10 protein-coding genes are annotated in these 12,613 nt (G+C 45.5%); 7 read left to right on the top strand and 3 right to left on the bottom strand.

Annotation, left to right across the window (positions count from 1 at the left end; genetic code table 11):
* The first annotated feature begins 7 nt into the window (after window positions 1-7).
* The gene (locus ABW391_RS13090) at window positions 8-310 is read left to right on the top strand and encodes a hypothetical protein (RefSeq protein ID WP_353482327.1); all 303 of its coding nucleotides are present in this window, start codon (window positions 8-10) and stop codon (window positions 308-310) included.
* A 27-nt stretch (window positions 311-337) separates the two neighbouring features.
* Here the strand turns inward: ABW391_RS13090 and ABW391_RS13085 are convergent, their stop codons facing one another.
* Window positions 338-850: a GNAT family N-acetyltransferase gene (locus ABW391_RS13085; RefSeq protein WP_353482326.1), complete on the bottom strand. Its 513-nt coding sequence runs from the start codon at window positions 848-850 to the stop codon at window positions 338-340.
* A 27-nt stretch (window positions 851-877) separates the two neighbouring features.
* Entirely contained in the window at window positions 878-2,281 is a 1,404-nt protein-coding gene (gnd, locus tag ABW391_RS13080) for an NADP-dependent phosphogluconate dehydrogenase (protein WP_353482325.1), read from the bottom strand.
* A gap of 286 nt (window positions 2,282-2,567) precedes the next feature.
* Here gnd and zwf point away from each other — a divergent pair, with 286 nt between their 5' ends.
* The 3 genes from zwf to ABW391_RS13065 are packed head-to-tail and all read left to right on the top strand — an operon-like array spanning window position 2,568 to window position 5,660.
* A complete protein-coding gene (zwf, locus tag ABW391_RS13075; protein WP_353482324.1) occupies window positions 2,568-4,091 on the top strand; it encodes a glucose-6-phosphate dehydrogenase in 1,524 nt (507 codons plus the stop codon).
* 37 nt (window positions 4,092-4,128) lie between these two features.
* Complete coding sequence (locus ABW391_RS13070) at window positions 4,129-5,118, top strand: 3-oxoacyl-ACP synthase III family protein (RefSeq protein WP_353482323.1); 990 nt, start codon at window positions 4,129-4,131, stop codon at window positions 5,116-5,118.
* Between the two features lie 53 nt (window positions 5,119-5,171).
* Complete coding sequence (locus ABW391_RS13065) at window positions 5,172-5,660, top strand: hypothetical protein (protein ID WP_353482322.1); 489 nt, start codon at window positions 5,172-5,174, stop codon at window positions 5,658-5,660.
* Between the two features lie 224 nt (window positions 5,661-5,884).
* On the opposite strand, the gene ABW391_RS13060 is transcribed toward ABW391_RS13065, so the two are convergent.
* On the bottom strand, window positions 5,885-9,274 hold the full coding sequence (locus ABW391_RS13060; RefSeq protein ID WP_353482321.1) for a DUF7133 domain-containing protein: 3,390 nt from the start codon (window positions 9,272-9,274) through the stop codon (window positions 5,885-5,887).
* 435 nt (window positions 9,275-9,709) lie between these two features.
* Between ABW391_RS13060 and ABW391_RS13055 the strand changes: the two genes are divergently transcribed.
* The 3 genes from ABW391_RS13055 to ABW391_RS13045 all read left to right on the top strand — a co-directional run.
* Window positions 9,710-10,006, top strand: coding sequence for a BrnT family toxin (locus ABW391_RS13055; protein ID WP_353482320.1), 297 nt, complete (start codon window positions 9,710-9,712; stop codon window positions 10,004-10,006).
* Window positions 9,990-10,382, top strand: coding sequence for a hypothetical protein (locus ABW391_RS13050; RefSeq protein ID WP_353482319.1), 393 nt, complete (start codon window positions 9,990-9,992; stop codon window positions 10,380-10,382). Before ABW391_RS13055 ends, ABW391_RS13050 begins: the two co-directional genes overlap by 17 nt.
* Window positions 10,383-10,556: 174 nt before the next feature.
* Window positions 10,557-12,613, top strand: a 2,057-nt coding sequence (locus tag ABW391_RS13045) for an NACHT domain-containing protein (protein WP_353482318.1), incomplete at its 3' end; no start/stop codon positions are given.

The following is a 12,613-nucleotide window of genomic DNA, read 5'->3' as shown; positions in this document are numbered from 1 at the left end:
TCAACCCATGGGGATTCAGGAAGCAATCAAGACCGAATTGATAAAAATAGGGGAAGCCAAAGGCATCGAGAAAGGCATCGAAATTGGTCAAGCCAAGGGAATCGAGATAGGAGAAGCCCAAGGCATTGAGAAAGGTGAAACCTTAGGCGAAGAGAAAGGGCTCAAATTTGCCATCACTCAACTGCTTTTAAAGGGCTTTTCACCCGAACAAACCTCCGAATTGCTGAGCTTACCTTTGGAAAAAGTAGGGGACGTAGCTGCGGAAATTGCAGAAGGCAATATTCCTCAATCAGGCATAGAAGGAGAGTAAGCAACAAATGGCCTACTCTTCTTCAACTCACACAATCGGCTTTTCCAACACCAGAAACTCCAATTGCTGGGTCGTGATCTCAAATTTTGGATTGGGACTAAATGGCAAAACCTCCCCGGTTTTTTGATAGCCATGGCGCTCGTACCAGGCAACAAGCTCCGCTCGTATCGATAAAACAGTCATAAAAATAGCCAGACAGTTTTGTTCTTTAGCTACTTCTTCTGCTTTTATCAACATTTGTTTGCCAATGCCTTTGGCCTGTACTATAGGCGAAACCGTTAGCATTCCGAGGTACAACCGATTGTCTTTTTTTTGCAAACGAACACAACCAATGATTGTTCCAGAGGAATCGTCACAAAACTTTAGAAAAGTTGTTTCCGGATCACTGAATATTTCCTTCAAATCCTCTAAATCAGTGCGTAAACCTTTAATTAAGTCTGCTTCAGTGGTCCAACCTTGTTTGGATCCTTCTCCACGATAAGCACTGTTGATCAGCGCTACTAGCGCAGGAATATCCTGGGCTGTTGCATGCAATATCATACGCTACAATAAGTTATACTGAAAAAATTAGTCCCATTCTGTATGAAAAATACCAGCCCGATCCGTACGCTCATAGGTATGAGAACCAAAGTAATCGCGTTGTGCTTGCACCAAATTCAACGGCAACCGTCCACTGCGGTAGGCATCGAAATAGGTTAAGCTAGCCGATAAGCCAGGTGCTGGAATACCACTCTTAATCGCAGCGCCCACTACTTTGCGAATACCTGCTTCATCCACCTTGAGTTGAGCAGCAATGGTTTCATCCAACAACAAGTTCGGGAGTACAGGATTTTTGTGGTAAGCATTGCGGAAATCTTCCAGCATTGAAGCGCGAATGATGCACCCTCCACGCCAAATCCGGGCAACGGTTTCCATATTTACCCCATAATTGTATTCCTTCGAAGCATCCGTCAACTGTGCCATCCCTTGAGCATAGGTCACGATGAAACTGAAATACAGTGCTTGTTCAACGGCCTCTAATAATTCGGATTGATCTGTTTCAATTTTTTGTGCCGTGCCATAGAGCCCTTCAGCTTGCATTCGTTCAGCTTTCAAGGCCGAAAGCTCCCGCAAGGAAACCGCTATATCGATGGTTGGAACCGGAACACCCAGGTCCATGGCATTTTGCGAAGTCCATTTCCCCGTACCTTTTTGTTTGGCCTGATCCAGGATCATGTCTACCAACATCTGATCACTCAAAGCATCATTTACGGTAAAAATATGCGCCGTGATTTCAACCAAAAAAGAGTGCAGTCGTCCTGTATTCCATTTTGCAAAAAGAGAATACAATTCTGCATTGCTCAAGCCCAAGCCTCTTTTCAAAATGTCGTAAGCCTCTGAAATAAGTTGCATCAGGCCATATTCAATGCCGTTGTGTACCATTTTGACATAGTTTCCCGAAGAACCAGCGCCCAAATAGGCTACACAAGGGTCGCCATTGACTTTGGCAGACACAGCTTCCAGAATAGGCCGAACCAGTTCATACGCACCTGCATCTCCTCCCGGCATAATGCTAGGGCCAAAGCGAGCTCCATTAGATCCTCCCGATACGCCAATGCCCATAAAATGGATGCCCTTGGTACTTAGATAGGTTTCGCGACGGTTGGTATCGGCAAAAAAAGAATTGCCCCCATCAATGATCAGGTCTCCTTTGTCCAGCAAGGGTAAGAAGCTATCGATTACTGCATCGACTGGATTTCCGGCGGGTACCAGCAACATCACTTTTCGTGGCTTTTTTAGCGCAGCAATAAATTCTTCTTTGGAGGTAGTCCCTTGTACGGGTTTTCCCTGGCCTTCTTCGTCCAAAGCATTGGCTTTGGCGAGGTCGGTATCCAAACCAATCGCTGAAAAGCCATGGTCTGCTACATTGAGGATAAAGTTACGCCCCATAACCCCGAGGCCAACCATACCAAAGTCAAATTGCTGTGACATAAAATAGGAATGATGAATGAATAAAAATGAAGATTGTTAGGTCTATTTTCGAAGTGCAAAGTGGGCCTTAATTAACCCAATTCTTACGCTGCCAAGATACTACTTTACCTAAATTGAGGTAAACTTTTTCCAATTGCTTTACTTTTTCTAGGTAAATGAGTTGAGTTAAATGATACCAAAGAAACAAACCTGCATCTCATAATGTTGGCTCAGAATATTCCACCTTCTCATTTATCTTTGAGTCTATTTTTATCCAAACACAACCCAAGCACCCAAGTGAATTAACATGAAAAAGACGGATAATCACATTTTGGTCATCTTTGGCGCCTCCGGTGATTTGACCGAACGGAAATTGATCCCGGCCGTTTTCAACCTGCACTGTCGCGGTTTTTTACCCGACAATTTTGCGGTCGTAGGCGTAAGCCGTTCTGCTTTTAGCGATGAAGCCTATCGCGAAAAAGTTGTTTTCCAAAACCAACACCTCAAGGACGTAAATGGCAATGGCGATCGCGCCAAATTTGCAGAGCGGATTTATTACTACGCCATGCAAACCAACAATCCGGCAGATTACCCGGCATTTAGAGCCCGACTAAAAGAAATCAGCGAAGAGCGCGAAACGGGCGACAATTATATATTTTACCTTTCTACTCCACCCAGCCTTTACGAAATCATTCCCCGTAGCCTGGCCGAAGTTGGCCTTCACCGGGAGCTGGATGGCTGGAAACGCTTGATTATCGAAAAACCATTTGGATACAATCTAGAGACAGCTCTGGATCTGAATAAAAAGTTGCTCGAGTATTTTAGCGAAGCCCAACTGTACCGCATCGATCATTATTTGGGCAAGGAAACCGTGCAAAACCTGCTGATTACCCGCTTTGGCAACAGCATTTTTGAACCAATCTGGAACCGCAATTATATCCAGCACATTGAAGTAACTGCGGCAGAAACAGTGGGTGTTGAAAAGCGCGGCGGCTACTACGATGGCTCAGGTGCCATGCGGGACATGGTACAAAATCACCTCTTGCAATTGGTCGCACTGGTTGCGATGGAGCCACCTGTACAGGCAACTGAAACGAGCATCCGCAACGAGCGCATGAAATTGTTTCAATCGCTGCGCCAATTGTCGGATGAAGACATCCAAAATAATGTCATTCGCGGGCAATACACCCAATCCAAAGTCAAAGGGGAAAACTTTCCCGGGTATCGAGAAGAAGAAGGCGTAGCCAGAGATTCGCGTACCGAGACTTACTTTGCCATGAAGTTTTTCATCGACAACTGGCGTTGGTCAGGTGTACCCTTTTACCTCCGTACTGGCAAACGCTTGCCTACCCGGGTTACCGAAATCGTCATCCATTTCAAGCCTACGCCCCACCATTTGTTCAGCAAAGGAAATGGATTGCCCAACGTTGGAAACATCTTGGTGATTCGCATCCAGCCCAACGAAGGGATTCTGCTCAAATTTGCCATGAAAATTCCCGGCGAAGGCTTGCAAGCTACCGACGTCAATATGGACTTTCACTACAGTGACCTCACCGATGCCTACATTCCGGAAGCTTATGAGCGACTGTTGTTGGATTGTATCCAGGGTGACGCCACGCTTTACGCCCGTGGAGACGCAGTGGCGGCGGCCTGGGAATTTGTAGACCCCATCCTGAAAGCCTGGGAAGCCAATCCAGAGATGAAAATATATGGCTATCCATCCGGCACCTGGGGCCCTGAAAATGCCGATGATTTGATTGAAGGCGATAACATTACCTGGCGCTACCCCTGCCGCAATCTTACCGATGACGGCATTTATTGCGAACTTTAAGTAATTTTTTGCGTCATACTTCGCATATCCGCTGTTTATGAGAATACATTTAAAGTCTTGCGCGCGTGTACTACCCGGTCAGCCCATTTTGTCCGCTCAATTGGAAGCACAGAATGGGTTGGCTCTAAGGTGGGCAGAAAAAAATACAGGTGTTTTGCGCCGACACTGGGCAAATCTATCTGAAAATGTGACTTCCCTGGCGACTTCAGCCCTACAATTGGCCTTGGACGAAGCACAACTGAACTGTGCAGACCTCGACATGCTGCTTTATGCTGGTGCTTCTTTTGATCACCCCATTCCCCACAACGCCTGTCTGATCAAGCAAGCTTTGGAAAAAGAGGGTGCAGCCGCATTCCCCTGTTTTGATGTTGATGGTACCTGTTTGAGCTTTATGCATGCACTCGATATTGCACACCTGTACATTCAGCATCGGGGCTTTCGCAGAGTAGCCATTGTAACTGCCGAATTGCCCTCCCGAGCCTTGAATCCAGCTGATGCCAAAACCTATACCTTGTTTGGAGATGCCGCGGTTGCTGTGATTCTGGAAGCTACCGAGACCGGAGGATATGAACCTGAGCCTGCCTATTTTATCAATCAATCGGAGGGCGCTCAATTGGCGATGATACCAGTGGGGGGCATCAAACAGCGGGATTTAGTACCCGATACGCCTGAAGATTCTCTTTATTTTCAAATGAATGGCCGTCAACTCATTTCTATGACCTTGCGCTATTTGGATGATTTTCTTGCTGTTTTGGCCCAAAAAACCGGGCAGGCACTAACGCAATACGACTACATTGTACCGCATCAAGCCAGTAAATTTGGCAATGAGTATTTTATGCAACGTTATGGCTTATCTGAGGAGCGTGTAATCAATACTCTGAGCGATTATGGCAATTGTGTTGCGGCATCCATTCCATTGGGAATCTTTGAGTTGTATCAGCAGGAGAAATTACAAGCGGGTAAAGACGTCTTGCTGATCGGCACTGCTGCTGGATTATCGATCGGTGCCCTGAGATTGAAATTTTAAGTTTAACCAAACCCTTTCCCCATTTGGATACGTCTATCTCAAAAAAATCCGACATGAAGAAGTTAATCTGGTTTAGTTCCATTTTTATGTTAGTGACTGCGATCGCCTGCACGTCAAAAGAAGAAGATCAACTTTCTACTTTGAACATTGGCAATGTCGATCACTTTGCCTTCGGAACTTTTTATGGTCGTTGCCTCAGCAATTGTACCCACGTGTACAAACTCGAAGGAAATGGCCTTTATTCAGATCTGATCGATCGGGGGTATCCTGACACCACCATTGCTTACGATACCAAATCTCTTTCAACGGATGCTGTAAACGCTGCAAAAACATTGCTCAAAGATTTTCCCGCAGAATTGCTGAAAGAAAAAGAACAAGTCGGTTGCCCGGATTGTGCGGATCAAGGTGGTTTTTATGTGGAAATCAAACAGGGCAAAACCACCCGCAGTTGGAGAATCGATACAGATGACAAACAGATTCCAGCTTACCTAGGTGCATATACCGCCAAGATTCGCAAAACCATGGATGGCCTGGCCAAATAAGCTTCTTGCTACGCAGCTTCGCTGCATTTTTTTCACCACGACGTCACGACGATCACGACGTTTTGCTCCGCACTACGCGACGCAAGCGTCGTGTTAAATCGCACGAAGTGCGTAAAACGTCGTGATCGTTGTGACGTCGTGGTGAATTAATATTTTGGCGCAGCCAAAACTCATCCTTTTGTTCTAAAAGTAGCCTTTTAGGTCAAGATGCTTTGACTACAATTCTACCTCCGCTGCATGGCCAAAAACTCCACCAAGTCCCGAATCTCCCGCTTCGACAAGACCTCTCCCATCAACGGCATACTCGAAGGCGTATTTTCCTGGCTCGCAATTCTGGAAACCTGAATCACCAAAGGCTCGGCATCCGATGTCTTCAATTTCAGCACCGTTTCGGTCTCTTCCTCAAGGACGCCAAAAACTTCCTGGCCATCTTTGAGCTTGAGCGTTACGGTACCATATCCAGGTGCCAAACGCGCACTCGGCTCGATCAAAGCTTGCAAAAGCTGCTCGCGCGACAAGGTGCGGCCAATCTCCGTCAAGTTTGGTCCAGCATTGCCACCTTCTCCCCGAATGGCATGACAACGCGTACATTGCGCCGCAGAGTTGTAGTTGAAAATGTTGCGGCCTTCGGCCATGTTGCCACCATACAAAGCATCGGTAAATGCATCCAATGGCGAAGAACCCGGTTTGAGGGCATCCATTTTGGCTTTCAGGCTGGCCACGCCAGAAGCATCGATTGCTTCTTTGAGCTCCAGCCGCAAGCTCGGAGGCAATTTTTTGTCTTGTAGTTGCTGTACCAAATCTTCGAGGATGGTTTGGGTTTTGTCTGCACTCAGTTTTCCCAGTACCACCAGCAATTGCTGCTGCTCGCGAATTCCGCCTTTGCTAAACACCGATTGAACAATCCCTGGCAAGGTTGCTTTGGTCACGTTTGAGTTGTTGAGCAAACCAAGCGCCACTGTGCGCAGGCTTTCTTCTTTGTCTTCCATGCCGCTCTTGATCACCGACTCCATTTGGGTGTATTGCAAGCGGTTCAGTGCCATCAATACCGCAGCTCTCACTTTGGCATTGGTATTCTCGTTGTAAATTTTTGCCAGTGTGTTATTGGAATCATTCAGGTCCAAATTGGCCAACAGGCCAGCCACGGCTATCAAGGTTTCAGGATTGCTTTCTTTCAAAAAATCCGCGACAAAAGGCTTGATTTTGGTGCGTGCCAGCGCAGCATCGCGATCCAGTTTGCCCCGAAAACGGCCATCTACCCGGTCGGTTAGTGAAGGGCTTGCCCATGAACCAATGGTGGCCAATGCCTCCGCCTTGATGTTGTCCTGGATATCGGTACGAGTAGCAAAAGCAATCAACAGATCCAGCTCTGTTGCTCCACCCACCCGCAACGCGGCGTTGATGGCGCGGCGCAGTAATGGCTCGGACGTAAATCTTTTCTCCTTTAAAGTGGCAGCCAAAGCAGGCAATGCCGCAGGGATCGACAAATCATCGTTGATGGCACGGGCGGCTTCGGTCACCACGTATTCATCGGCATCGTTCAGGAATAATGCGATCTTTTCGTTTTTCAATTTTCTCAACACCAATACCGCCGCAGTGCGCAACGCTTTGCTGGGGTTGTTGGCCAGCGCAATGAGCGGCTCAGCCTGCCCAATTCTGGACAAAGCCAACACGGCCGCATGGCGGATGTAGAGGTCTTCATCGTTGTTGGCTTTCAACAGTTCAATCAAGGGTTGTACCGCAGGGGCAAACGCGATTTGTCCCAGTGCTTCCGCTGCATAAAAGCGCAAACGAGGATTTTCGTGTTGCAAAAATGGCATCAACTCTGGCCCCACTGAGGCAATATTTCCATCTCCCAGCATTTTGACTGCTTGCACGATGATCTCTGAATCGGCATCTTTCAGCAAGGGTAGGAGGGAAGTGGCATATTTTGGATTTACGCGGGTCAATTGGCCTACGCCCCAAATGCCGTGAACCCTTGCCAGTTGGTTTTTCCGTTGAGCAATGGCCTGGGTCAAAATTGGCAACCCTTTGCTGCCGCGATTTACCAGTTCGAATTGGGCTTTTTGGCGAATGCGCATGTCGCCATATTTGAGCAATTCGCCCAATTTCTCGTTGGTTTGCACTTCGTAATCCAGTGCCATCAGGCGTTTGGTTTCCTTGCGCTCGGCGGCAAGGTCGTTCTTATCAGCCGTTACGTCTACTTTCCAAACCCGGCCATAGTTTTTGGTGTCCCAGCCATTCACCCAGTCGGCTACGTACAAAGCGCCGTCGGGGCCAAATTCGATGCCAGTTGGCAAAATTCCGGTCACCAGATTGGTTTCGCTTTTCAATTCAAACGATGCGCCTTTGGGTTTGAGGTCGAAAGCCCAGATCGGTGAGCGACTTGGTGTACCGACAAACTCTACCAGGAAGAATTTGTTTTTCCAGGCCGATCCCAGCGCCGTTCCAGGGTTGTACACCATCCCGGTTGGGCCGTTGTGGTAGTTCATGATCGGAGGAACGATGTAGGCCGCTTGACCTTCCCAGCGGGGCTTGTACAGTTTTTCGTCCATCCACACGTTGTACTTGTTGTTTTTTGGGTCGGTATACTTGCCGTATTGCCAGTTGGAGCGCCAGCCCGCATCGGAGCCTTCTACAACGTGTACTAGGCGCTCGCTTTCTCCGGGATGGTCGCCATCGTTGTCGGAAGAGATGAGGTTGCCGTATTCATCAAAAGCAAATTCGTGGGTGTTGCGCAAACCGGTTGCGAAAATTTCAAAATCGCTGCCATCGGGATTGGCGCGGGAAATAAGGCCAGAGTTGGGATTGGGCAGTTTTTTTCCATCAACGGTGGTGATGTTGGCCCCAATATCACCAATGTTCCAGTAAATCCGGCCATCCGGGCCTTCGGTAACGCCCGACATGCCGTGGCCACTAAAGCCAATGTGCACCGCGTATCCGGTTGCGAGGGAAGTCTTTTTACCTACTACACCTTTATCGTATTTGATTTTCCAAAGGTCGGGAGCTATGGCCACGAAGATGTTTTTGGCGGTCACCAGGAGGCCACCCGCTACATCGGTAACTTCGTTGTAAAAGTCGTTTAGGATGCGGGTCGATTTATCGGCCATGCCATCACCATCCTGGTCTTCGAGGCGCCAGATTTCGTCGCGCTCAACGGCCAAATCGTGCCAATCGTGAATGCCATCGTTGTTGACGTCTTTCAGCCATGCGTTTTCTTTGCTGCGCTCAGGCGCAAAAATTTTGTGCAAAAAAGCCCGGCGCTCTTCTACACTTTGCAGGCCAATGGATTCGGTCATCCAGTCGCGGTGACCGCGAATGTCGAATTCCGAGTTTTTTTGGCGGTTGGTGCGGTTGAGGTACACGCGGCCCAGGTTGTCAATGTCCATGGCCACCGGGTCTGGGGCAAGGGAGTCGGTAGCCCAGAGGCTCATTTGGATGCCGTCGGCCAGTTTGATCGCGGTTTTTCCCTGCAAATCTTTCGCTTTCTGCATGGCCTTCGCTGAACTTTCCTGAATGGAAATCACCTCAGGCAGTTTCATACAGGAGTAGATGAGCAGCATGAGCATTGCGAATAGCGGAAGCTTTTTACTAATGTTGGTTTTGAATGCCATAGTTTGTTCTGTTTGCGTTGATGTGATGGTCAAAGAGCGATAAATTTAAAGTATTTTGTACCTATTTTTCATAGGAAAGTTTGAGAAAGTTGCAGGCAGGAGTAGATTGATTAATTTGGGTGAAAAAATTAAATTCATCCCTTTGCAGAGGGATGAATTTGACGTTTTTTATCCTCCTATAAAGGGACGGTTGCTGCTTTGGCATTTCTTGATTTACCGGAACGGGATATTTTGACTAGGGATCAAACGAAGGGTGTGTAAGTGGGGAATAAGAAGGTTTTGGTGCGGCCAGCGTGGCGGTATATGCTGGGGAAATAAGCCAGTGTGTTTTATTATTCAGATGTTTATTAGAAGCTTTGATAGAATTCTCGAAAATACGTATTTTTGAAGGAACAAATTCCTGAAAATGCAGATTAACAAGTAAAACAACCTGGTATGCCTAAATTCGAATGGGACGATAATAAAAATGAGTCGAATCAGCGAAAGCATAAAATATCTTTTGACGATGCTAGTGACGTTTTCAATGATGAAGATAGGCTGCATTTTGTCGTAAAAAGAAATGATGAAACACGTTATGTCACCATTGGAAAAGCTTTCCAGGTTTTTGTGACCGTAGTTTACACGATGAGGGACCTGATTATTCGAATCATTTCAGCACGACGTTCCAGCAAAGAGGAAAGGAATGAGTATCTTGCTAACAAATTCTCCAAATCAGATGACAACAACGAATGAAATTTCAGTTTCTGAAGCTCTACACAAAATCGATTCGGGTGAGTCAATCAAAGCTTACACCATCAGCTTTGACCACATCAAAGTTGAAGCCTTAGATGTTATGAAGCTGGCTAAGCATGGGATAGTTGTTCCAGATGAGGCTGTTTATTACAACGATGATGACATTGTAATGGACGATGATGATTTCGCAGGTGAGTGGAAACGTATCGATTATGATCCAGTGCTTGCACAAGAAGCTTATGTGGAGGTAAAAATTAATTTGAATAAAGAGGTTAAGAATTGGGTTGATGCTCAGAATATTCAATTGCCAGAATTACTAGAGAATTTATTGGATGGGTTTTATCGCACGCAACGGTCGATCTCGAAAGTGAAATAAAGCCCTTTAACTAAGAATAGATAATAACCTAGCCATTGAAAATGAATTATACTGCTTACCGCCAAGTTTTGTGCATAGAATCAGTGAAACTTATCCGCTTTTTAAGAGGTTTTTGTCAACCCTTATGCACAAAACTTGACGGAGGGCAGTATACCTAGGGTAAAGTTTCGAATTTTGAAAGATTCACTGCAAACGCTAAAAGAACTGCCTTTAAAAGAAGGTATTAAGCTCATTTACTCCACAATAGGTGGTAATGATATTTTACTGTTAGAAAAACGTTTTTCAACCCTAGAGTATGATTTTGGGCGCGGTATTATAACCTATGAAGATTTCAGCTTAGAAAGAAATAGAATTCAATATGGCTTGGTAAATCTGATCGACAATTTAAATGAATTTCAAGTCAAACAAATCACTGAGCAGTCTTTCTTAAAATTAGACCCCCAAAATCTGTTGGAAAAATTTTCAGCAGCCTCTCATCGGCTATACGATTGTAAAAGTAATTTCCAAAACGTTTCCGATTCCCACATTCAGCGCACCGAAACTGATCAACTCATTGAGTGGATTGATGCACCATTGGCCAAAGAACAAAAAGGCATCGCGCTCTTAGCGGGTGATGCAGGCACGGGAAAATCGGTTGTTCTTCGTGATGTACTTTTGGCGCTTCAGGATCGAAAAATGCCAGTTCTGGGTATTAAAGCAGACCAATACTGTGTGGAAAGTACCGGAAAATTAGAAGAAATCCTAAATCTGAAAGACGGTATTGAAAAAATGGTGTGGGCATTGGTACAAGAAAATGAACGCGTTGTAGTGTTAATTGACCAGATTGACGCATTGTCTCAGTCGCTTTCGTCAAAACGTATTTATTTAGAAAACTTTACAAACTTAGTGCAAACCCTCGCGGAAATTCCTAACGTCCGCGTAGTAGTATCGTGTAGAAAATATGATCTGCAAAACGATCACGAGTTTGCTTTTTATCGACGGCAAAAGGCTTTTACACTTGGATTGTTGAGCAATGATGAAGTTCTGGGTGTTCTTAAAAAACTTTCAAGTGATCCGCCGAAACTGCCTAATGACTTGATAGATTTGTTGAAAACGCCATTGCATCTCGAGGTTTTTTGCCGGGTTTTTCGCTCGGATTTGGCTTTTGAAAAAATCACTGTATTACGCGATTTGTATGAAGAACTTTGGTTGCAAAAAATTGTCGAGATCAAAATTCCAGAGGAAAGAGCGGCTGTTCCTGAAAAAATCGAACAACTGATTTTTGAACTCGCCCGGAAAATGTATGACAACCAAGATTTGGTAGCCCATCCTAAAGCGTTCCGCGCTCGTTTTTCAAAAGAACTGGAATATCTCAAAAGCGAAGGTATAATACTGGAAACGAAAGAAGGACTAACCTTTTTTCACCAAACATTTTACGATTTCTCATTTGCAAAGCAGTTTGTCAGAAGTGGTATCGCAGTAGAGCAATACTTACTTGAAAACCGCCAAAATTTGCACATTCGAGCTTGCCTGAAAATGATGCTTGAATTTCTCAGAGAGGGCGATAATCGTGTAGAATATTTGCGAGTGTTGCGGGAGATTTTAAGCGGATCAGAGTTTTATTTTCACCTAAAGTCGCTTGCTCTTTCGCTTCTTGGTTATGTGAAAAAACCTTTCGCGGAAGAAATGCAAATCGCTCGAGAATTCATTTTTTTGAATTTTGATTTTTTCAAGGCCTTTCTTGCTTCGGTTAAAAGTCGAGAATGGCTATTGTTTTTGATCGAAGAAAAACAGCCACAACGTTTGATTGAAGCAGCGCCCTTTGGTATTGAAGCGAGTCCAGAATCAAAGGAACGGTGGTTAGAAATTTTGAACGGTCTATTGGTTCGACACTTACCTGAAAGCCGCCATGAATTACTCCGATTTGTAGCAGACTTACCCGAGATAGAAAGTAAAGCTTGGCTTGTTCAAAATACCCTACGGAATATTGATGTTTGGGATAATCCTTTGACGTTTAAAATTTTTGAAACCTATTCACATCAAATCCGCGACGTTTTCTTTTCAGATTTTTTGAAAACTGCCGCTGAAACTGATTTGAATTGGTCATTAGGGCACTTGAAAAAAACTATTCAAAAGGTGGTTGATGCGCAAACATCTCATTTTAGGGACATTCATTTTGAATATGAATGGGGAGAATTAATTAAGCATTTAATAGAAAAACACCCTGAACAGACTTTCGATTTATTGCTCGA

Source organism: Haliscomenobacter sp. (assembly GCF_040403615.1).
GTDB lineage: Bacteria > Bacteroidota > Bacteroidia > Chitinophagales > Saprospiraceae > Haliscomenobacter.
This window is presented reverse-complemented; position numbering and strand designations above follow the sequence as displayed.